18 protein-coding genes, 1 tRNA gene and 1 other RNA gene are annotated in these 20,617 nt (G+C 62.7%); 14 read left to right on the top strand and 6 right to left on the bottom strand.

Annotated features, from left to right (window positions below):
- Positions 1-83: 83 nt before the first annotated feature.
- Positions 84-180, bottom strand: an RNA gene (gene ffs, locus X751_RS1000000165790) — signal recognition particle sRNA small type.
- A gap of 157 nt (positions 181-337) precedes the next feature.
- Between ffs and X751_RS145485 the strand changes: the two genes are divergently transcribed.
- The 3 genes from X751_RS145485 (at position 338) to X751_RS145495 (ending at position 2,115) form a co-directional block, all read left to right on the top strand.
- A complete protein-coding gene (locus X751_RS145485; protein WP_023682032.1) occupies positions 338-757 on the top strand; it encodes an HIT family protein in 420 nt (139 codons plus the stop codon).
- 35 nt (positions 758-792) lie between these two features.
- A complete protein-coding gene (gene nudC / locus X751_RS145490) occupies positions 793-1,734 on the top strand; it encodes an NAD(+) diphosphatase (RefSeq protein ID WP_023745253.1) in 942 nt (313 codons plus the stop codon).
- A 75-nt stretch (positions 1,735-1,809) separates the two neighbouring features.
- Complete coding sequence (locus tag X751_RS145495; RefSeq protein ID WP_023669515.1) at positions 1,810-2,115, top strand: Dabb family protein; 306 nt, start codon at positions 1,810-1,812, stop codon at positions 2,113-2,115.
- Between the two features lie 7 nt (positions 2,116-2,122).
- On the opposite strand, the gene X751_RS145500 is transcribed toward X751_RS145495, so the two are convergent.
- Together X751_RS145500 and X751_RS145505 are read right to left on the bottom strand one after the other, a co-directional pair.
- Entirely contained in the window at positions 2,123-2,986 is an 864-nt protein-coding gene (locus X751_RS145500) for a prephenate dehydratase (protein ID WP_023692604.1), read from the bottom strand.
- A 23-nt stretch (positions 2,987-3,009) separates the two neighbouring features.
- On the bottom strand, positions 3,010-3,735 hold the full coding sequence (locus X751_RS145505) for a 3-deoxy-manno-octulosonate cytidylyltransferase (protein ID WP_023669513.1): 726 nt from the start codon (positions 3,733-3,735) through the stop codon (positions 3,010-3,012).
- A 193-nt stretch (positions 3,736-3,928) separates the two neighbouring features.
- Between X751_RS145505 and X751_RS145510 the strand changes: the two genes are divergently transcribed.
- The 7 genes from X751_RS145510 to X751_RS145540 all read left to right on the top strand — a co-directional run bounded on the left by X751_RS145510 (position 3,929) and on the right by X751_RS145540 (position 13,491).
- Positions 3,929-4,594, top strand: a complete 666-nt coding sequence (locus tag X751_RS145510) for a cytochrome c family protein (protein WP_023688767.1) — start codon at positions 3,929-3,931, stop codon at positions 4,592-4,594.
- Positions 4,595-4,745: 151 nt separating this feature from the next.
- Complete coding sequence (locus tag X751_RS145515) at positions 4,746-6,623, top strand: extracellular solute-binding protein (protein WP_023745252.1); 1,878 nt, start codon at positions 4,746-4,748, stop codon at positions 6,621-6,623.
- Positions 6,623-8,491 (top strand): extracellular solute-binding protein, encoded by a 1,869-nt coding sequence (locus tag X751_RS145520; protein WP_023745251.1) that lies wholly within the window; start codon positions 6,623-6,625, stop codon positions 8,489-8,491. The genes X751_RS145515 and X751_RS145520 overlap by 1 nt, the downstream gene beginning before the upstream one ends.
- Before the next feature lie 174 nt (positions 8,492-8,665).
- Positions 8,666-9,763, top strand: coding sequence for a microcin C ABC transporter permease YejB (locus X751_RS145525; protein WP_023745250.1), 1,098 nt, complete (start codon positions 8,666-8,668; stop codon positions 9,761-9,763).
- On the top strand, positions 9,763-10,902 hold the full coding sequence (locus tag X751_RS145530) for an ABC transporter permease (protein ID WP_023682037.1): 1,140 nt from the start codon (positions 9,763-9,765) through the stop codon (positions 10,900-10,902). Before X751_RS145525 ends, X751_RS145530 begins: the two co-directional genes overlap by 1 nt.
- Positions 10,899-12,530, top strand: coding sequence for an ABC transporter ATP-binding protein (locus X751_RS145535; protein ID WP_023745249.1), 1,632 nt, complete (start codon positions 10,899-10,901; stop codon positions 12,528-12,530). The genes X751_RS145530 and X751_RS145535 overlap by 4 nt, the downstream gene beginning before the upstream one ends.
- A gap of 19 nt (positions 12,531-12,549) precedes the next feature.
- On the top strand, positions 12,550-13,491 hold the full coding sequence (locus tag X751_RS145540; protein WP_023696755.1) for a glyoxylate/hydroxypyruvate reductase A: 942 nt from the start codon (positions 12,550-12,552) through the stop codon (positions 13,489-13,491).
- 12 nt (positions 13,492-13,503) lie between these two features.
- On the opposite strand, the gene X751_RS145545 is transcribed toward X751_RS145540, so the two are convergent.
- Positions 13,504-13,860 (bottom strand): hypothetical protein, encoded by a 357-nt coding sequence (locus X751_RS145545; RefSeq protein WP_023725789.1) that lies wholly within the window; start codon positions 13,858-13,860, stop codon positions 13,504-13,506.
- A gap of 104 nt (positions 13,861-13,964) precedes the next feature.
- On the bottom strand, positions 13,965-14,897 hold the full coding sequence (locus tag X751_RS145550) for a methyltransferase domain-containing protein (RefSeq protein ID WP_023745248.1): 933 nt from the start codon (positions 14,895-14,897) through the stop codon (positions 13,965-13,967).
- 105 nt (positions 14,898-15,002) lie between these two features.
- On the opposite strand from X751_RS145550, the gene X751_RS145555 reads away from it, so the two are divergent.
- The 3 genes from X751_RS145555 to X751_RS145565 all read left to right on the top strand — a co-directional run bounded on the left by X751_RS145555 (position 15,003) and on the right by X751_RS145565 (position 18,718).
- Positions 15,003-16,013, top strand: a complete 1,011-nt coding sequence (locus tag X751_RS145555; protein ID WP_023725791.1) for a ligase-associated DNA damage response exonuclease — start codon at positions 15,003-15,005, stop codon at positions 16,011-16,013.
- A 244-nt stretch (positions 16,014-16,257) separates the two neighbouring features.
- Positions 16,258-17,856, top strand: coding sequence for a cisplatin damage response ATP-dependent DNA ligase (locus X751_RS145560; RefSeq protein WP_023692612.1), 1,599 nt, complete (start codon positions 16,258-16,260; stop codon positions 17,854-17,856).
- Positions 17,857-17,899: 43 nt separating this feature from the next.
- Positions 17,900-18,718 carry an isocitrate lyase/phosphoenolpyruvate mutase family protein gene (locus X751_RS145565; RefSeq protein WP_023740782.1) on the top strand — a complete coding sequence of 273 codons (819 nt, stop codon included), beginning with the start codon at positions 17,900-17,902 and terminating at the stop codon, positions 18,716-18,718.
- 52 nt (positions 18,719-18,770) lie between these two features.
- On the opposite strand, the gene X751_RS145570 is transcribed toward X751_RS145565, so the two are convergent.
- Positions 18,771-20,012, bottom strand: coding sequence for a hypothetical protein (locus X751_RS145570; RefSeq protein ID WP_023736159.1), 1,242 nt, complete (start codon positions 20,010-20,012; stop codon positions 18,771-18,773).
- Between the two features lie 352 nt (positions 20,013-20,364).
- Between X751_RS145570 and X751_RS145575 the strand changes: the two genes are divergently transcribed.
- Positions 20,365-20,440 (top strand) — tRNA-Thr (locus X751_RS145575).
- Positions 20,441-20,617: the final 177 nt, after the last annotated feature.

Genomic DNA, 20,617 nt, shown 5'->3' with positions numbered 1-20,617 from the left:
CCGCTCACACTTTCCCTGGAATTGCTCCAATAGTCTCGCCCGCGCTGCAATGCGTCGTCAATGTCGCGAGAGGGGCCGATGAGGTGGGAGGCTGGAACAATGACCCGTTCCGGGCTCGTTAGGGCTGCTTCCTTCCGGACCTGACCCGGTTGGCGAGTGGATCGTCCACCACCAACCTCCCGCGTTCCATATCGGCAATTCATCGATCAAATGCAAGGGTGCATTGAGAATCGGATGCCCGTGAACTCCGCCGCTCAATGAATCGCTTGCAGCCCCCGTGCAGCCGCTCTAGCGTCATGAGTTTGGGAATAATGCGAGAAGCGCAAGGGAAACGCCAATGCTACCGGGCCTCAAGGCCGGATTCACGCTCGACTCCAGGCTGGAGGCGGATAGCGAGCAGCTGATGTGGCTCGGCCTGTGCGAGCTCAGGGTGATGAACGATAGCCGCTGGCCATGGCTGGTCCTGGTGCCGCAGCGGCCGGGGGCCGAAGAAATCCACGACATGACGCCGCTCGACCAGGCGATGTTGACGTTCGAAACCAACATGGTGGCGCAGGCGCTGAAAAGAACCACGGGCTGCACCAAGATCAACACCGGCGCGCTCGGCAACATCGTTCGGCAATTGCATGTCCACGTCATCGCCCGCTCGGAAGGCGATCCGGGCTGGCCGGGGCCGGTGTGGGGGCACGGCATGCGCGAGCCCTATGAGCGTTCAGGCATCCGCCAGTTTGCGCAACAGATCAAGGCGGCGCTATAAGCCGCCTGTGTCCATCCCTAGACGTTCGAGCTTCCATGACCTTTCGCCTTTTTGACGCGCCCTTGCGCGAACCGAGCCAGTTCGTCGGCTTCGCCGGAAACACGATTGATCGGCAATCCGAGAACCGCGCCGACGATTCCGTCGAAAGGGCGTTGGCCGATCCCTCGGCACGTCTTCTGCCGATGCATGGCGGACGGCTGTATCTGAAATTGCACGATGGCAGCTTCGACCCTTGGTTCGATCTGGCTGAGGGCCAGAAGCTGCAGCCATCACTCGCACAAGGCGTGCTGCTTGGCTTTGCCGAGAGCGGCCCGGTACTTGCCGTGCCGGTCGGCCTCGATCCCGAACAGCTGCCGGAGACCATGAAGGCGATCGATTATCGCTCGGTCTATATGCAGGGGCTGATCGACGAGGCGGCAGCGGGCGCGCTGGCGCAAGGCGCCGCCCTGCTTGCCTGGCATGCCACCCATCGCTTCTGCAGCAAATGCGGCCATGAATCGCAAATGCGGGCCGGCGGCTACAAGCGCCATTGCCCAAATTGCGGCACCGAGCACTTTCCACGCACCGATCCGGTGGCGATTATGCTGACGGCGACGCGGGAAAAATGCCTGCTCGGCCGCGGCCGACATTTCGGGCCCGGCATGTACTCGGCGCTTGCCGGCTTCATCGAGCCGGGCGAGACGATCGAGGCGGCGGTGCGCCGCGAAACGCTGGAGGAAGCCGGCATCCGGCTCGGCCGCGTCGTCTACCATGCCAGCCAACCCTGGCCGTTCCCCTATTCGCTGATGATCGGCTGTTTCGGCGAACCGCTCAATGACGACATCCAGGCCGATCTCAACGAGTTGGAAGATTGCCGCTGGTTTTTTCGCGACGAGGTGCGTTCCATGCTGGAGAGGACGCACAAGGACAATCTGGTCACGCCGCCGAAAGGCGCGATCGCGCATCATCTGATCCGCGCCTGGATCGACAGCGAATAAGAGTTGTTATTTTACGCAATTCCGGACGGAAAACCGCTTCACACTTTTCCTGGAATTGCTTAACGGGAGCAAAAAATGATCCGTCACACCGTGGTTTTCACCCTGAAGCACCCGCAGTACTCGCTGGAGGAAAAGCGGTTCCTCTCCGATGCCAAGCGCATTCTCAGCGCAATCAAGGGCGTCACCCATTTCGAGCCGCTGCGGCAAGTCAGCCCGAAGAACGACTATCACTTCGGCTTCTCGATGGAGTTCGTCGATCAGGCCGCCTACACCAGATATAACGAGCATCCCGACCACGTTGCCTTCGTGCGCGACCGCTGGATCCCGGAAGTCGAAACCTTCATGGAAATCGACTATGTGCCGCTGACCCTGCTGGTTTAGGGGAACCTTAGTCCGCGACCTTCCACTGCTCGCGCGACTCGCTGGCGGGATAGACGCCCAGAATGCGCACTTCGCGCGAGAAGAAGCGCAGTTCGTCCAGCGCCAGCTTGACCAGTGGGTCGTCGGGATGGCCCTCGATATCGGCGTAGAACAGCGTCGCGGTGAAGGCGCCCAACTGATAGCTCTCCAGCTTCGTCATGTTGACGCCGTTGGTGGCGAAACCGCCCATTGCCTTGTAGAGCGCAGCCGGCACGTTGCGGACACGGAACATGAAGGTCGTCATCATCTTGGTGTCGGCCGAGGGCCGTTCGGCCAATCGCTTGTCCTTGGTCAGCACGACGAAGCGGGTGACATTCGAGTCCGTGTCCTCGACATTTTTCTCGATGATGTCGAGGCCATAGAGTTCTGCGGCGAGCGCAGGCGCCAGCGAGGCCATGGTGCGGTCCTTGAGCTCGGAAACCAGCTTCGCCGAACCCGCCGTGTCGCCGGCAATCACCGGCTTCCAGCCATTCTTGCGGATGTATTTGCGGCACTGTCCCAGCGCATGGATATGGCTGTGCACGGTCTTGATCTCTTCGCGTTTGACGCCGGGCAGCACCATCAGTTGGAAATGGATCGGCAGGAAATATTCGCCGACGATGTGGAGTTTCGATTCCGGCAAGAGATGATGGATGTCGGCGACGCGGCCGGCGATGGTGTTTTCGATCGGGATCATGGCGAGGTCGGCCTTGTTGGTCTCGACCGCGTTGAAGGCATCCTCGAAGGTGGGGCACGGCAACGGCTCCATCGAAGGGAACATGTTGCGGCTGGCGGTGTCGGAATTGGCGCCCGGTTCGCCCTGGAAGGATATTCTGTTGGTCTTGTCAGGCATGCCGATATCTCAGGTTGAAGGTCTCAGGAAAGAATTTGTCGGGCGCGTTCGAGGTCTTCCGGCGTGTCGACGCCGAGCGGCAGCGATTGCACGATCTCGGCATCGATGCGCATACCGGCCTCCACCGCCCGCAACTGCTCCAGCCGCTCGCGCCGTTCGAGCGGCGACGGTTTTAGCGCGACGAAGCGTTCGAGGGCTGAGCGCCGATAGGCGTAGAGGCCGACATGGTGATAGAGCGGCCCCTCGCCCCAGGGCGCGGTGGCGCGGGTGAAATAGAGCGCCTTCAGCCGCGTCGCCGACAACGGCGAACCGACGATCTTGACGACGTTGGGGTTGGCCTTTTCCTCGTCGCGGACGATCTCGACGCCGAGCGTGGCGATGTCGACCGCAGCGTCCTCGAACGGTTTCAGCGCCGCACCGATGATCTTGGGATCGATGGTCGGCAGGTCGCCCTGCACATTGACGATGGTTTCGACCTTGCGATCGGGGTCGAGGGCGGTCAGCGCCTCGAAGATACGGTCGGAACCGGATTCGTGGTCGGTGCGCGTCATCACCGCCTCGAAACCGTGCGCGCGCACCGCTTCGGCCACGTTGCGCGTGTCGGTTGCCACCACCACCCGGCCAAGCCCAGCCTCAGCGGCGCGGCGGGCGACATGGACGATCATCGGCGCGCCGGCTATGTCGGCCAGCGGCTTGCCCGGCAGGCGCGTCGAGGCCATGCGGGCCGGGATCAGGATGAGCGTGGACATCGAGGTTGCAAGGCGTTCGAAAGAGGATGGGGAAAGTGGCAAAAGGTCTCACTGGAAGCGCCCTTATAGGTGTTGCAACGCCCAAGCAAAAGACCTAGTTTCCGCCCGATTTGACCGGCTCGACGGGGTGGGTCACGATACCGACGGACGGAGTGGACGGAGAGGTCCGCCGGAAAAGGGAGCCCTGGGGCGTATGGATTCCAACGAAGTCAACAAACTGCTCGCCGGGTTGCTTGGAACCTGTTTCGTCGTCTTCTCGGTCGGTTTGGTGTCCGACGCCCTGTTTGCCTCGCCGGCGCCGGAAAAACCCGGCTTTGCCATCGAGGCGACGGAGCCTGCCGAAGGCGGCGCCGCCGGACCCGCGGCAGAGGCCAAGCCGATCGCCGACCTTTTGGCCACCGCCAATGTCGAGCAAGGTGCGGCCGTCTTCAAGAAATGCCAGGCCTGCCATTCCGGCGAAAAAGGCGGCCCCAACAAGGTCGGCCCGGATCTCTGGGACATCGTCGACCGCCCCGTCGCCGAGCATGAGGGCTTTGCCTATTCGGCCGGCATGAAAGAGTTTTCCAAGGGCGGCGCGGAGAAGTGGACCTATGACAACCTCAACCACTTCATCACCTCGCCGAAGAAATTCGTGAAGGGCACTGCGATGGGCTTTGCCGGCCTGCCGAAGGACGAGGACCGCGCCAACGTCATCGCCTATCTGCGCACGCTATCGGATAGTCCGAAGCCGCTGCCGACGCCAGGTGCCGCCGCTGATGCAACCGCGCCGGGCAAGCCGGCCGAGGGTGCTGCTCCGGCCAAGCCGGCTGAAGGTGCAGCTCCAGCCCCTGCGACGCCGGCACCGGCGCCCGCCAAATAACCGAATTGTCATCTCCATGATCTCAAAAAAGCCGGGTTCAGCCCGGCTTTTTGTTAGGAAAATCGCATATGCGGCGACAAAGCCGCCGCATGGCGGTTTTCACCGGCGTCAAATCATTTAGGATTGCCGGGCATCGCGAAGAGGAGAACGCATGACGGTTGGCCGAACGCTTCTGAGGTCCTTTCTGGTTGTGGGCGCCCTCGCAGGCGGCCTGCAGGCAGCCTTCCCCCAGGAATGGCACACCACCTCTTCGCTGATCGGCCCCTCCAAGTATGGCGAGAATTTCCAGCGCTACGATTATGTGAATCCGGATGCACCGAAGGGCGGTACCTACAATTCGGTCGTTTCCGGCACGTTCGACAGCTTCAATCCCTATATCGTTCAGGGATCGCCGGCGGCCGGCCTGCAGCCATTTGGCGGCGGCCTGCTCTACGACACGCTGATGGATCAGGCGACTGACGAAGGCAGCGTCAGCCACCCGCTCATCGCCGATGCCTACAAGTACCCGACCGACTATTCCTCGGCCACCTACCGGCTCGACCCACGGGCGAAATGGCATGACGGACAGCCGATCACCACTGACGACGTGATCTGGTCGTTCCAGGTGCTGAAGGCCAACAGCCCGATGTACAGCCGCTATTTCGAAAACGTCACCGACGCAGTCGCTGTCTCGGACCGTGAGGTCGAGTTCCACTTCGACCAGAAGGGCAATCGCGAACTGCCCAAGATCCTCGGCGACCTTGTCGTGCTGCCCAAGCATTGGTGGGAAGGCACCGACGCCAATGGCAAGAAACGCGACATCACCAAGGGGACGCTGGAGCCGCCGCTGGGCTCGGCTGCCTACAAGATCGCCAGCTTCAAGGCGGGGTCGGAAATCGTCTGGCAGCGCGTCCCCGACTATTGGGGCGCCAAGCTGGCTGTGAAAATCGGTCGGGAGAATTTCGACACGCAGCACTTTACCTACATTCTTGACGACAACGCCTCCTGGGAGGCGTTCAAGAAAGGTGGCCTCGACGATATCAAGCCGGAAAACAGCTCGAAGCGCTGGGCGACGTTTTATGATTTCGCGGCGATCAAGGCCGGCGATGTGATCAAGCAGGAGTTCAAGACCACCTCGCCCGAGCCGATGCAGGCTTTCATGCTCAACCAGAGACATAGGTTGTTTGCCGATCGTCTGGTCAGGGCCGCGCTCACCTACCCGTTCGATTTCGAATCGATGAACCGCACGCTGTTCTTCGGTTTCAACACTCGCACCCACAGTTATTTCCAAGGCACGGACCTAGCCTCCAGCGGCTTGCCGCAAGGCAAGGAATTGGAGATCCTGGAGAAGTACCGCGACAAGCTGCCGCCGGAAGTATTCACCCAGGAATTCAAGTTGCCGGTCTACGATTCGCCGCAGGCGGAGCGCAAATATCTGAAGCAGGCGGTCGACCTGTTCGCCCAGGCCGGCTGGGTGATCAAGGGCGGCAAGATGGTCAACGCCAAGACCGGCGAGCCATTCAAGTTTGAAATCCTAGGCTCGAATGAAACCGACCAGGTCATTTCCAGCCCCTGGATCGCCAATCTGCGCAAGATCGGCGTCGATGCGACACTGCGCATCGTCGACCCGAGCCAGTACACCAACCGCGTCAGAAATTTCGATTACGACGTCATCACAGGACAGCTCCAACAGTCGGAATCGCCCGGCAACGAGCAGCGCGATTTCTGGAGCTCCAAGGCCGCCGACACACCGGCATCGCGCAATTATTCCGGCATCAAGAACCCGGTCGTTGACGCCCTTGTCGACCGCATCATTTTTGCCACGGATCGCGATGACCTCGTCGCCACCACCCATGCGCTCGATCGCGTGCTGCTGTGGAATTACTATGTGGTGCCGCAATACTATCGCGCCGTTGTGTGGCTGGCTTACTGGAACAAGTTCGGCATCCCGGAAAAGCAGCCCGGCTACCGTGGCGCCGATATCGATTCCTGGTGGATCGATGCGGACAAGGAAAAGGCCCTGGCCGCCAAGTACAAGGGCAGCAATTGATGGCGGGGCTCCCTCGCCGCGATTTCCTGGCCCTCAGTGGCGCCGCGGCCGTTGCTGCGCTGCTGCCGGGCAAGGCTTTCGCCGCCAGCCCAACCGGCGTGAAACTGCATGGACTGTCGGCTTTCGGCGACCTCAAATACAAGCCGGACTTCACTCATTTCGACTATGTCAATGTCGATGCGCCGCAAGGTGGCGTCTTCAACTTCCTGCCGCGCAACTGGCTTGCCAACCAGACGCCGCTGACCTTCAACACGCTGAATTCGTTCGTTCCCAAAGGCGATTCGCCCCAGCGCACGGAGATGTGCTTCGATTCACTGATGGTGAGAGCGTACGACGAACCTGACGCCGTTTACGGGCTGATCGCTGACGGCGTGACGATTTCCGACGACCGCAACGACTTCACCTTCTCGCTGCGCCCGCAGGCCCGCTTCCATGACAGCACGCCATTGACGACAGAGGATGCCGCCTTCACCTTCAAGCTGCTCAAGGACAAGGGGCACCCGTACTATTCCCTGCCGCTAACGCATCTGGATGACGCGATTGCCGTGGATGCCCACACGCTGCAGCTTAGGTTTTCCGGCAAGCAGACAAGCCGCACCATCCTCAACGTCGTCGAGTTCCCGGTCCTGTCGAAGGCGTTCTACACGGCCAACCCGTTCGATTCCTCGCAGATGAACCCGCCGTTGGGGTCAGCCGCCTACAAGGTCGGTCGCTGGTCGGCCGGGGCCTGGATCGAATATGAGCGTGTGGCTGATTATTGGGGCAACGACCTGCCGGTCAATCGCGGCCAGAACAATTTTCAGCGGATCCGCGTTGAGTTCTATCAGGACCGTAGCGTTGCCTTCGAAGCGTTCAAGAAGGGAGAAATCCTCTACAGGGAGGAATTCACCTCGCGCGTCTGGGCGACCGGCTACGACTTCCCAGCCTTCACTGCCGGCAAGGTGGTGAAGCACGAATTCCCGGCCGAAACGGTGCCTTCGATGCAGGGCACCGCCGTCAACCAGCGGCGCGAGCAGTTTCGCGACTCGCGCGTGCGGCAGGCGATCGGGCTCTGCTTCGACTTCGAATGGACGCGGCGCAATTTCTTCTACGGTTCCTATGAGCGCTCGCAATCCTGCTTCGAGAAATCCGAATTTCGCGCCGAGGGCAGACCGTCGCCACAAGAATTGGCTCTTCTTGAGCCGCTGCGTGAGCAGATTCCCGCCGAGGCTTTTGGCGAAGCCGTGGTCCAGGACGCGTCGAACGGCTCCGGCCGCGACCGGCAGTTGCTTGGCAAGGCGGCCAAGCTTCTGGCCGAGGCCGGCTGGAAACGGTCCGGCAATTTCGTCGTGAACGACAAGGGTGGTCGGTTGTCCGCAGAGTTTCTTGTCGACGACGAAGTCTTCGAGCAGGTCTACTCGCCCTGGGTCGAAAACATGAAGGCGGTCGGCATCGATGCCTCGATCCGGCTGGTGGATGCCGCGCAATATCAGCTGCGGCAGAATTCGTTCGACTACGACCTCGTCTCGGTCGCGGCCTCGTTTCCGGCGACGCCAACCCGTGACGACCTCGAAACCATTTTCCATTCGCGAGCAGCTACCGTATCGGGCTCTCGCAATCTGCCGGGAACGTCGAGCCCGGCCATCGACGCCCTGGTTGACGCCGCGGGCGCCGCCAAGGATCGCGAAGGCCTGACAATTGCCATGCGCGCGCTCGACCGGGTCTTGCGTGCACGGCGGGATTGGATTCCAAGTTGGTTCCTGGCGAATCATCGAAGCGCCTATTGGGACATGTTCGGTTTTCCCGAGCGGAAACCCGAGTTCGACTTCCCGGTCGAAGCGCTGTGGTGGGTCGACAAGGGCAAGGCGGCAAAAATTGGCAAAGGGTAGGCTGTTGCGCGGCACTTTACCCTCCCCCTCGTGGGGAGGGTCGGTGAGCACTTCGTGCGCAGCGCGAATGGCGAACCGGGGTGGGGGTGTGACGGCGTACGCCGGGTCGAGACTACCCCCACCCCGCCCCGCTTCGCGGATCGACCCTCCCCACAAGGGGGAGGGTGAAAGCTGATGGGCGCCTACATACTGCGCCGTATCCTGCTGATGATACCGACCCTGTTCGGCATCATGGCGGTTGCTTTCGTCGTCACTCAATTCGCACCGGGTGGACCGGTCGAGCAGGTCATCGCCAGCCTGACCAACCAGGGCGGCAGCGACCGCCTCGGCAGCGGCGGTGGCGATGCAGGAGGCGGCGGCAATTTCGATGTGGCCGGTGACGTCGGCTCGAAGTATCGCGGCGCGCAAGGGCTCGATCCGGAATTCATCAAGAAGCTGGAAAAGCAATTCGGCTTCGACAAACCACCGCTCGAACGCTTCGTCATGATGCTGTGGAACTATGCCCGCTTCGATTTCGGCGACAGCTATTTCCGTGACATCTCGGTTCTTGACCTGATCCTCGAGAAGATGCCGGTGTCGATCTCGCTTGGGCTGTGGATCACGCTGTTGTCCTATCTGATCTCGATCCCCCTTGGCATCCGCAAAGCGGTCAAGGACGGCTCCGCCTTCGACGTCTGGACCAGCGGCGTGATCATCGTCGGCTATGCAATACCGGCGTTCCTGTTCGGCATATTGCTGATGGTGCTGTTCGCGGGCGGCTCCTTCTGGGACTGGTTCCCACTGCGCGGCATCGTCTCCGACAATTGGGACCAATTGTCGTGGCCCGACAAGATCGTCGATTATTTCTGGCACATGACCTTGCCGCTGACGGCGCTGGTGCTGTCGGCCTTCGCGACGACGACGCTGCTGACCAAGAACTCCTTCCTGGAAGAGATACGCAAACAGTATGTGGTGACGGCCCGTGCCAAGGGCCTGTCGGAGCGGCGGGTGCTTTACGGACATGTGTTCCGCAACGCAATGCTGATCGTCATTGCCGGCTTTCCAGCGGCCTTCATCTCGGCCTTCTTCACCGGCTCGCTTTTGATCGAGAACATCTTTTCCCTCGACGGTCTCGGGCTGCTCGGCTTCAGGTCCGTGTTGGCGCGCGACTATCCGGTCGTCTTCGCCAACCTCTATATATTTTCGCTGCTTGGCCTGTTCGTGACGCTGTTGTCCGACCTGATCTACACATGGGTCGATCCGCGCATCGATTTCGAGCGGAGAGACGTCTGATGACGCAGGCTGCAGCCGAGATCACACCGACAAGGATCGCCCGCCCCTGGCTGTCGCCGCTCAACAAGCGGCGCTGGCAGAACTTCAAGGCCAACAGGCGCGGCTACTGGTCGTTGTGGATATTCCTCGCTCTGTTCGTGCTGTCGCTGTTTGCCGAACTGATCGCCAACGACAGACCGATCGTCGCCTACTACAAAGGCGAGATCCTGTTCCCGGTGGCGGTCGCCTACCCCGAGGAAAAATTCGGCGGCTTCTACGCCGTCACCGACTATCGCGACCCGGTCATCCGCGACGAGATCAACGCCAATGGCTGGATGATCTGGCCGCCAATCCGCTATTCCTACCGCACCGTCAACAATGCGATCCCCGACGCCGCTCCCGCAAAACCGTCATGGGAATACGACGCGCAGAGGCGATGCAGCCAATATCCGCAAGGCGCTGCCGATCCTGACTGCATTGTCGGCAACTGGAACTGGCTGGGTACCGACGACCAGGCGCGCGACGTGCTGGCGCGCATCATCTACGGGTTCAGGATTTCCGTGCTGTTCGGGTTGATCCTGACCGCGGGTTCGTCGGTTATCGGCGTCGCCGCCGGCGCGCTGCAAGGGTATTTCGGCGGCTGGACCGACCTTCTCTTTCAACGCTTCATAGAAATCTGGTCGGCGATACCGCTGCTGTATCTGCTGCTGATCGTCGCTGCCATCCTGCCGCCGGGCTTCTTCATCCTGCTCGGGCTGATGCTGCTCTTCTCCTGGACGTCGCTTGTCAGCGTGGTGCGCGCCGAATTCCTGCGCGCGCGCAACTTCGAATATGTCAACGCGGCCCGCGCGCTTGGTGTGTCCAACCGCACCATCATGCTGCGCCATCTTCTGCCCAATGCCATGGTGGCGACGCTGACCTTCATGCCTTTTCTGGTCAGCGCCTCGATCTCGACACTGACCTCGCTCGACTATCTCGGCTTCGGCCTGCCGCCCGGCACCGCGTCGCTCGGCGAACTGCTAAAACAGGCGCAGAGTAACCTCAATGCCCCCTGGCTCGGTATATCGGGCTTCATCGTCATCTCGCTGATGCTGTCGCTGTTGGTGTTCATCGGTGAAGCAACGCGCGATGCTTTCGACCCGCGCAAGGCGTTCCGATGAGCAGCGAACTCCTGCTCTCCGTCCGCGATCTCAGCGTTGCCTTCACCCAAGGCGGCAACGAGTCGACCGCCGTCGACCACATCTCCTTCGATCTCGCCAAGGGCGAGACGGTGGCGCTTGTGGGCGAATCCGGTTCCGGCAAATCGGTCTCGGCGCTGTCGGTGCTGAAGCTTCTGCCCTACCCGACGGCCAGCCATCCCTCGGGCAAGATCCTGTTCCAGGGCGCCGACCTTTTGGCGATGAACGAAAAGCAGTTGCGCAGCGTGCGCGGCAACAAGATCACCATGATCTTCCAGGAGCCGATGACCTCGCTCAATCCGCTGCACACGATCGAGCAGCAGATCGTCGAGATCCTGGCGCTGCATCAGGGCATGGGCGACCGCCAGGCCAAGGCGCGCACGCTGGCGCTGCTCAACGAGGTCGGCATTCGCGAACCGGAAAAGCGGCTCGACGCCTATCCGCACCAGCTGTCCGGCGGCCAACGCCAGCGCGCCATGATCGCCATGGCGCTGGCCAACGAGCCTGAACTGCTGATCGCCGACGAGCCGACGACGGCGCTCGACGTCACTGTCCAGGCGCAGATCCTCGAATTGCTGGCGGGGCTGAAGAGCCGCAAGGGCATGTCAATGCTGTTCATCACCCATGATCTCGGCATTGTCAGAAAGATCGCCGACCGCGTCTGCGTGATGACCAAAGGCAAGATCGTCGAGACCGGGCCGACCAGGGACATCTTCGCCAACCCGCAGCACGCTTATACCAAGCACCTCCTGGCCGCCGAGCCGAAGGGCAAGCCGCCGGCCGCCAACGACGCCGCCAAACCGGTTATGACCGGCAAGGACATCAAGGTTTGGTTCCCGATCAAAAAGGGTTTCTTTCGCACCACCGTCGACAATGTGAAGGCTGTTGACGGAATCGACGTCACCGTACGCGCCGGCCAGACGCTAGGCGTCGTCGGCGAATCCGGCTCCGGCAAGACGACGCTCGGGCTGGCGCTGGCGCGGATGATCTCATCGACCGGCACCATCCAGTTCAATGGCAGCGACATCAACCAGCTTTCCTTCAACGCCATGCGGCCGCTGCGCCGCGAGTTGCAGATCGTTTTCCAGGACCCGTTCGGCTCGCTCAGCCCGCGCATGTCGGTCTCGGAGATCATCGAGGAAGGCTTGAAGATCCACGAGCCGAAGCTGTCGCCCGATCAACGCGACGACAAGGTCGTCGCCGTGCTGAAGGAGGTCGGGCTCGATCCGGCGACCAGGAACCGCTATCCGCATGAATTCTCCGGCGGCCAGCGCCAGCGCGTCGCCATTGCGCGCGCCATGGTGCTCAATCCACGCTTCGTCATGCTGGACGAACCGACCTCGGCGCTCGACATGAGCGTGCAGGCGCAAGTGGTCGACCTCTTACGCAATCTGCAGGCCAGGCACGACCTTGCCTATCTGTTCATCAGCCACGATCTGAAAGTCATTCGCGCCCTTGCCAATGACGTCATCGTCATGCGCAATGGCAAGATCGTCGAAGCCGGCCCTTCCGAACAGATTTTCGAGCGGCCGCAGACCGACTATACGAAGGCGCTGATCTCGGCCGCGTTCAAGATCGAGACGGCGCCGGTCGGTATCGTCAGCGAATAACAGGGAATACAATCCGCAAATGGAAAAAGGCAAAATCCTGCTTGCCGTCACCGGCTTTCATCCGCAGCGCTGGCGCGAGCTGCTGTCGGCCGAGCGCGAAGTGGTGCTGGAGCCGGACGGCGCTTCGGATCCGTCGATCACCTATGCGGTGGTGTGGAAGCAGAAGCCGAACCTACTGAAATCGCTGCCCAATCTGCGCGCAATCTTCTCGATCGGCGCCGGCGTCGACCACATCTTCGCCGATCCCGGCCTGCCCGATGTGCCGATCGTCAAAGTGGTCGCCGAGAACCTGACGCAGTACATGACCGAATATGTCGTCTGGCGCGTGCTCGACCATCACCGCCAGGGCATGCTCTATCGTGCGCAGCAGCCGAAGAAGACCTGGCACGAACCGCCGCAGCGGCCGGCCGGTGACATCTCGGTCGGCATTATGGGGCTCGGCAATCTCGGCCGCGCGGCGGCATCGGTGCTGTTGTCGCTCGGCTTTGCCGTCAATGGCTGGTCGCGGAGCGACAAGGCCATGAAAGGCGTTGCGACCTATGCCGGAGAGGCCGGGCTGATCCCCTTCCTCAACGCCACCGACATACTGGTGGTGCTGTTGCCGCTGACGCCGGACACGCACGGCATCATCAATTACGGCGTGCTGAAGGAATTGCGCAAGCGAAACGGCCTCGGCGGCTCGGTGCTGATCAATGCCGGGCGCGGCCGGCTGCAGAAGGACGCCGACATCTTGCGAGCGCTGGACGACGGCACGCTGAAGGAGGCGAGCCTCGACGTGTTCGAGGTCGAGCCGCTGCCGAAGACCAGTCCGCTTTGGAGTCACCCGAAAGTGTTCGTGACGCCGCACGCGGCGGCGACCTCCGACCCTGTCCACCTGGCGCCGAGCATGTTGCGGCAGATGGATGCCTTCGAGCGCGGCGAAAAGCTTGATAACGTGGTCGACCGCAAGGCGGGGTACTGAGGAAGTTCAGGTTCAGCTCGGCAGGGTGAACTTCTTCTGTTTGTTGGGCTTGCCGCAGTCGCGGCGGACGATCGAGCGGTTCATGGCGTCGATCTTGCCACTTGCCAGATCAGTATCGCGCTTGCTTTTGGAGCGCATATCCGGCGTGAACGGGCCGAAGCCCATCGCCGGATTGGAGAAGCTCGGCTTGGCGTCCGTCGACAGATGGTATTGCTGCGCCAGTTCGTTGCGCTGCGCCAGCAACTGGTCGCAAGGCACGTTGTCATATTGCAGCGACGATTGTACGTCCTGGTCCTGCCGCTCCGACATCGAGCTGCTGCAGCCGGCCATCGCCAGGCAGGACGCCAAGACCATCATGTTCCAGCGCATGTGTTCCTCCTCAATGCCTGCCGAGGGCTTTTCTCGGCTTGTATCCTACCTGATGCCGCGCGAGCCGCAAAAATCCTATTCACGTTTTCGAACAAGACGAGACATCAACCCTTGGACGAGGGCACCGCCAGCGCGGCAAGCCCGCCGACCGGCTGGCGGCGATCCCAGCGGATGACGGTCGGCTGCATCGACAGCACCGACAGGCCGTTTGCGGCAAGCACCCGCTCGACATAGGCTTGAGAATGGGCGTAGCGACGAGACGGCTGCAGCGCAAAACCGGCGTCGCCGCCCGCCCCGCCCTTGGCTGGCGTTTCGACGGAAAAGGCAAACAGGCCATTGGTGGCCAGAATGCCGGCGACGGTCTTCACCACGCGATCGAGCGCGCCGACATAGATGAACACGTCGGCCGCCGCCACCAGATCGGCTTTCGGCCCGGCATAGGCAAAATGCTGCAGATCGGCCTTGGCGAGCAGGTCGTAGACGCCCTTGGAGCGGGCCTTTTTCAGCATGGCGGCGGAGATATCGTAGCCCTCCAGCCGTTCGGCGACCGGCCGCAGTTTCTCGCCCATCAGACCGGTGCCGCAACCGAGATCGAGCGCCAGCGAAAAGCGGCCCGGTCTTGCCGCGCGAATGGCGCGATCGAGAAACTCCGGCAGCCGGTAGCCGAGCTTGTCGACCAGCGAGTCCTCGAAAGTCTCGGCATAGTGGTCGAACAGCGTCTCGACGAAGGCGCTGGGTGGCGCTGCGGCAGCCGGCGCCTTGCCGATGAGTTGCAGCTTCAGCGCAGCACCCAGGCGATCCGCCGGGTCCAGTTTCAGCGCCGTCGCCCAGGCTTGAGCCGCCACGTCGAGCCGCTCGGCTGTCTCCTGCATCTCGCCAAGACGGAACCAGCCCGCCGCCCATTGCGGCGCCAGTTCCAGCGCGCCGAGCAGCAGCTCCGCCGCTGCCGCGTGCTCGCCCGAGCCGAAAAGCATCTCGGCATAGTCGGCGCGACGGTCGGCGGTCAGGTCGCCGGACGAGATTTTCAGCGGTTGCATGGCGATGGCCCCGCCGGCTGATGCGGCCGGTGGCTGGCTGTAGGCCGAGTCAGCAGTCTCTTGCAACAGGCTTCCCGCGCTGGAATTAGCCACTATCTTGACTGGATGCGCGCCAGCGACCTGCTCCATCCCCGGCCTGAAGGCCTTTATTGCCCATCCGGCGATTTCTTCATCGACCCGGTGCGGCCAGTCGACCGGGCGTTGATCACGCATGGCCATTCCGACCATGCCCGATCCGGCCATCGTTCGGTGCTGGCGACGCAGCAGACGCTCGACATTATGGGGTTGCGTTATGGCGAGGATTTTGCCGGGACAACGCAAGCGGCCGTGCTTGGCGAAGCGATGGCGCTGAACAATGTCAGCGTCACCTTCCATCCGGCCGGCCATGTGCTGGGCTCGGCGCAGATCGCGGTCGAGCACAAGGGCAGGCGCATCGTCGCCTCCGGCGACTACAAGCGCCAGAAGGACGCGACCTGCGCACCGTTCGAACCGGTCCAATGCGACGTCTTCATCACCGAGGCGACCTTCGGCCTGCCGGTGTTTCACCATCCGCCCGACACGGAGGAGATCGCCCGGCTGCTCAAATCGGCGGCGCAGTTTCCCGAGCGATCGCATCTGGTCGGCGCCTATGCGCTGGGCAAGGCACAGCGGGTGATGCGGCTGCTGCGCGATGCCGGTTATGACAGGCCGATCTATATCCACGGCGCGCTGGCCAAGCTCAGCGAATATTACCAGAGCCAGGGCATCGACCTCGGCACGCTGGAGCCGGCAACCGTCGACAGCGGCGGCAAGCAGGATTTCACCGGGGCCATCGTTGTCGGCCCTCCATCGGCCTTCGCCGACCGCTGGGCGCGGCGCTTTCCCGACCCGATCTCATGCTTCGCCTCGGGCTGGATGCGCATCCGCCAGCGCGCCAAGCAAGGCGGCGTCGAACTGCCGCTGATCATTTCCGACCATGCCGACTGGGATGAACTGACCGCTACCGTCAAGGAGACGGGCGCCGGCGAAATCTGGGTGACGCACGGCCGCGAGGAAGCGCTGGTGCGCTGGTGCGAGCTGGAAGGCATCGCCGCCAGGCCACTGCACCTGGTGGGATATGAGGACGAGGGCGATTGATGGTGATTTTTGATCCAGAAATCGCCGGCGCGGCGATCCTTCCCACCCCCCTCTGGCCTGCCGGCCATCTCCCCCGCAAGGGGGGAGATCAGATGTCACCTCCGCTTTCGCCAATCGCCAACCTCGCAAGATGGGCGGCAAGATCAAGGCTGCCAATCTCCCCCCTTGCAGGGGAGATGTCCAGCAGGACAGAGGGGGGTGCGCCAGAACGCAAACCTCTGCCGTCAACGCGGTCCTTGCATCCATGAACCGCTTTGCCGAACTCCTCGACCGCTTGGTGCTGACGCCGTCGCGCAATGGCAAGCTGACGCTGCTCGTCGATTATTTCCGCAGCGTCGAGGACCCCGACCGCGGGCTGGCACTGGCGGCGATCACTGGCGACCTCAACATTGCGGCGGTGAAGCCGGCGATGCTGCGCACGCTGGTCACCGAGCGCATGGATCCGGTGCTGTTCGGCTATTCCTACGACTATGTCGGCGACCTTGCCGAAACCGTCTCGCTGGTTTGGCCGCAGACGCCGGGACATATCCCCAACCGGGAGCCGACGCTTGGCGATGTCGTGGCGAAGCTGCAGGCGGCGAGCCGCTCGGACGGACCCAAGGTGCTGGCCGGGCTGCTCGACAGCGCCGGCATTTCGGCGCGCTTTGCCATCATCAAGCTCGTCACCGGCGGCTTGCGTATCGGCGTTTCGGCGCGGCTGGCCAAACAGGCGCTGGCCGATTTCGGCAAGGTCGATGTCGCCGAGATCGAGGAGCTGTGGCACGGGCTGACACCGCCCTATATCTCGCTGTTCGCGTGGCTGGAAGGCAAGGCCGAGAAGCCGAAGCGGACCGCACTTGCCCTGTTCAGTCCGGTGATGCTGTCGAACCCGGTCGGCGACGGCGACCTCGAAAAGCTCGATCCGGCCGACTATGCCGCGGAATGGAAATGGGACGGCATCCGCGTTCAGGCGGTGTGCGAGGGCGGCGTGCGCCGGCTCTATTCGCGCACCGGCGACGATGTGTCCGGCGCATTCCCCGATCTCGCCCAGGCAATGGATTTTTCCGCCGCGCTCGATGGTGAATTGCTGGTCGGCGAGCCGGTGGCGACCGGCACCTTTTCGGACCTGCAACAGCGGCTCAATCGCAAGAGCGTGGCCCCGAAGATACAGCAGCAATACCCGGCATTCATGCGCTGCTACGATGCGCTGCAGATCAACGGCGAAGATTTGCGCGCGCTACCTTTCCGCGAGCGGCGGGCCCGTCTTGAGGCCTTCATCACAACGCTGGACCCGCACCGTTTCGATCTGTCGCCGTTCGTCGAATTCCCGGATTGGCAAACGCTGGAGGAACTGCGCCGCGCGCCGCCGCACCCGATCATCGAAGGCGTGATGCTGAAGCGCTGGGATTCGCCCTATCTCGCGGGACGGCCGAAAGGCCCGTGGTTCAAGTGGAAGCGCGATCCGCACACGGTCGATGCTGTGCTGATGTATGCGCAGCGCGGCCATGGCAAGCGGTCCAGCTTCTACTCCGATTATACGTTCGGCGTCTGGTCGGGGCCGGAAGGCGCGGAGGAACTGGTGCCGGTCGGCAAGGCCTATTTCGGCTTCACCGACGAGGAGCTGAAGCAGATCGACAAATTTGTCCGCGACAACACCGTCGAGCGTTTCGGCCCGGTGCGCTCGGTGCGCGCCGACCGCAGCCAAGGCCTGGTGCTGGAGGTGGCTTTCGAAGGTCTCAACCGTTCGACCCGCCACAAATCCGGCGTTGCGATGCGATTTCCCCGCATCTCACGGCTGCGCTGGGACAAGCCGACCGCCGAAGCCGACCGCATCGAGACGCTGCAGGCGCTGCTTGATCGCTAGACTTAATTCCGAACCGGGAGTACCAACCCAGGCAGGAGCGTAGATGATTTCCCGATCCGACAAGGTTGAACGATTTCGTGCTCTTCACAAATCCGGCTGCTTCGTGATCCCCAATCCGTGGGACATAGCCGGCGCGCGGATGATGACGGGTCTCGGCTTCAAGGCGCTGGCGACGACATCGTCGGGCTACGCATTCTCGAAAGGCAGGAAAGACGGAGCGCTGGACGTCAGCCGCGCCGAGAGCCTGGCCTATGCCGCCGATATCGCCGCCTCGACCGATGTTCCCGTTACCGCCGATCTCGAGGACGGGTACGAAGACACGCCCGAGGGTGTTCCCGAGACCGTTCGGCTGGCGGCCGAGGCTGGACTGGCGGGGCTGTCCATCGAGGATCGGCAGCCGAATTCCGATCTGCCGATACGCGATTTTGACGACGCGGTGGCGCGGATAGCCGCCGCCGCAGAGGCCGCGCGAAAATACAACATCGTGCTGACTGCCCGCGCCGACGGCCTCGGCAAAGGCGCTTATGATCTCGAAGAGGCCATTCGCCGCCTCAGGACATTCGAGGCTGTCGGCGTTGAGGTTCTCTATGCGCCGGGTGTGCCGGACCTGGCGTCCCTCGAAAAGCTTTGCCGCTCAGTCAAAACTCCCGTCAATCATGTGATCGGCCAGGGTGTCTCCGGGTTGACCCTCGACCAGATTGCGCAAGCCGGTGTGCGGCGGATCAGCGTCGGTGGATCGCTCGCCCGCGCTGCCGGCGGAGCGCTGCTGACCATCTGCCGGGAGATTGCGGCAGGCGACTTCGGCGCGCTGGACTCCGCCCCGGCCTGGGGCGTCCTGCACAGCCCCAAAGCGATGATTTAGCTGGCAGGAGCCGCGCCCGCAAATCCAGGCTGTGACCACCGGGCACCGGGACCTACGGTTCGATCGAGACGCGGATCTCGTAGATGTCGACCGCCTTGCCCTGCTTGTCGAAGTCGGAGTTGATGGCGATGCTCCCGGCGGCGCCCGGGGGCTTGTCGGGGAATTTCACGTCGAACAGATATTCGTTACGCTGCTGGCCGACCGCATAGCGCTTGCGGCCGCAATCGCCGAGATCGCCGAAATTGCAGTCGACGGAGATCTGCGTGTCCTTGCCGTCCTCGGCGCGGGCGACGATGTCGAACACGGCATGTTTGCCGGCAAGCTTCTCCAGCACGCCCTGCCCGACATCGAAGCTGATGGCCGAGCCGGAAGCACCGGAGCGGATGCGCAGGAAGGAGCCGGTGTCGTCCTGCACGACATCGGCCTTGGCGTCGGACGGGGTCGCCACATGCGTTGGATCGGTGGGTGTAAACACGTTGATCCAGTCGCGCGTCTGTTCGGCGACACCAGGCTGCTGCGGCGCGCCAGGCTGCTGCGGCTCAGTTGTACCGGCAGGCGGCGTGAAGTCGTCATCGTCGACGGTCGGCGGCGCTTCGGGCGGCGCCGTGTCGAGCTGCGCCGGCGTCTTGAACACCCCGGTCTGCACGGCGAAATAGAGGCCGATGCCGGCGGCGGCGAGCAACGTCACGCCAAAGAAGATCGCCGTCAGCGGCAGGCGGCGGCCCCTTATCCGCCTTTCATCGCGATCAGGCGCCACTTCCGCCGCGGCCTCGGCCGGCGCGGAATCGGCCATATCGATCGCCGGGGCGCCGGGCAGCGTGGCGTCAGGCATGATGTCGGGGACGACCGGCAGCACGCGCGAACGCGGCGCGTCGGATGCCTCGGGCTGAACCGGTTCATCAACGACGATCGCCGGCGACGGTCCGGCCGCGACACCTGTCGGGGCATCGACCGCGGGCGCTTCGGCGGCGCCCTGTACGGCGTCTTGCGGCTGCGCAACGCGTTGCGGCAGCGCGGTATCTTGTGTCTGCGCAGCGCTCTGCGTCGGCGCGGCGCTCTGCGTGGGCGCGGCGACATCGGGGACCGCGGGCAGGAATTCGGATTCGATCTCGGCGATCTTTTCCTGGACCGCCTTGCGGCGCTTGATGGCGGCTTCCACCGTCACGCCGGGATTGGCCTGGAGCACGCGGTCGAGCGCCGCGAAAGCCGACCGATAGACCCTCTCGCGAAATGCCCGGTCCTCGGCGTTGCCTTTCTCGAAGGCGTTGCGGATCGCTTTTTCGATCGCGTCCAAGCGAATTTCCCCTGTCCGTTCGCTTACATTGCCATGATCGTTAGCCGCAGGAGACCAATCAATCAACGGGCGAGCGCCCGCATTCTGCCTTACAGGCCTGTTCAAGGCCCATTTCGATGCGTTTTGGCAATAAAATCAGTCGGTTTTGCCGCCTTGCCGGGCAGTTTGTGCGCAGTCCACCGCGACGTCTCCGCGTAGCCGAAAAAGCAAATGAGGCGGTGGCTCATTGCGCGCCAATGGAAAATGCCGGGACGAATTGCCGGATGCCGGCTCGAAATCGCGGTTGCCCATCTTGAATTAGCGGCCGGTTGAGTCTATCACCCAGCCGATCCTGGAACCTCGCGCTTCCCGGGCCGCTTTAGCTCAGTTGGTAGAGCACATCATTCGTAATGATGGGGTCAGGTGTTCGAGTCACCTAAGCGGCACCAGTTCTCCATCCGACGCAAGCGTGACGGCAGGTGCAAGGCTAATGCACGTCACTCCCTACGCCAACACCGGCACTTCCTGTCTGCCTCGTCGACATGCGCCATATGGCCGCCGCCACAGGATTGCGTCGTCAGACGCTTGACCATCGACTATGCTGCATCGCGCAAGATCGACAACCT

This window comes from Mesorhizobium sp. LNJC394B00 (assembly GCF_000502555.1).
Classification (GTDB): domain Bacteria; phylum Pseudomonadota; class Alphaproteobacteria; order Rhizobiales; family Rhizobiaceae; genus Mesorhizobium.
This window is presented reverse-complemented; position numbering and strand designations above follow the sequence as displayed.

Bases quoted from the DNA above. Each gene is read 5' to 3' on its own strand.
- X751_RS145485 (WP_023682032.1), top strand. From the start codon at position 338: ATGCTACCGGGCCTCAAGGCCGGATTCACGCTCGACTCCAGGCTGGAG.
- nudC (WP_023745253.1), top strand. From the start codon at position 793: ATGACCTTTCGCCTTTTTGACGCGCCCTTGCGCGAACCGAGCCAGTTC.
- X751_RS145495 (WP_023669515.1), top strand. From the start codon at position 1,810: ATGATCCGTCACACCGTGGTTTTCACCCTGAAGCACCCGCAGTACTCG.
- X751_RS145500 (WP_023692604.1), bottom strand. From the start codon at position 2,986: ATGCCTGACAAGACCAACAGAATATCCTTCCAGGGCGAACCGGGCGCC.
- X751_RS145505 (WP_023669513.1), bottom strand. From the start codon at position 3,735: ATGTCCACGCTCATCCTGATCCCGGCCCGCATGGCCTCGACGCGCCTG.
- X751_RS145510 (WP_023688767.1), top strand. From the start codon at position 3,929: ATGGATTCCAACGAAGTCAACAAACTGCTCGCCGGGTTGCTTGGAACC.
- X751_RS145515 (WP_023745252.1), top strand. From the start codon at position 4,746: ATGACGGTTGGCCGAACGCTTCTGAGGTCCTTTCTGGTTGTGGGCGCC.
- X751_RS145520 (WP_023745251.1), top strand. From the start codon at position 6,623: ATGGCGGGGCTCCCTCGCCGCGATTTCCTGGCCCTCAGTGGCGCCGCG.
- X751_RS145525 (WP_023745250.1), top strand. From the start codon at position 8,666: ATGGGCGCCTACATACTGCGCCGTATCCTGCTGATGATACCGACCCTG.
- X751_RS145530 (WP_023682037.1), top strand. From the start codon at position 9,763: ATGACGCAGGCTGCAGCCGAGATCACACCGACAAGGATCGCCCGCCCC.
- X751_RS145535 (WP_023745249.1), top strand. From the start codon at position 10,899: ATGAGCAGCGAACTCCTGCTCTCCGTCCGCGATCTCAGCGTTGCCTTC.
- X751_RS145540 (WP_023696755.1), top strand. From the start codon at position 12,550: ATGGAAAAAGGCAAAATCCTGCTTGCCGTCACCGGCTTTCATCCGCAG.
- X751_RS145545 (WP_023725789.1), bottom strand. From the start codon at position 13,860: ATGCGCTGGAACATGATGGTCTTGGCGTCCTGCCTGGCGATGGCCGGC.
- X751_RS145550 (WP_023745248.1), bottom strand. From the start codon at position 14,897: ATGCAACCGCTGAAAATCTCGTCCGGCGACCTGACCGCCGACCGTCGC.
- X751_RS145555 (WP_023725791.1), top strand. From the start codon at position 15,003: ATGCGCGCCAGCGACCTGCTCCATCCCCGGCCTGAAGGCCTTTATTGC.
- X751_RS145560 (WP_023692612.1), top strand. From the start codon at position 16,258: ATGAACCGCTTTGCCGAACTCCTCGACCGCTTGGTGCTGACGCCGTCG.
- X751_RS145565 (WP_023740782.1), top strand. From the start codon at position 17,900: ATGATTTCCCGATCCGACAAGGTTGAACGATTTCGTGCTCTTCACAAA.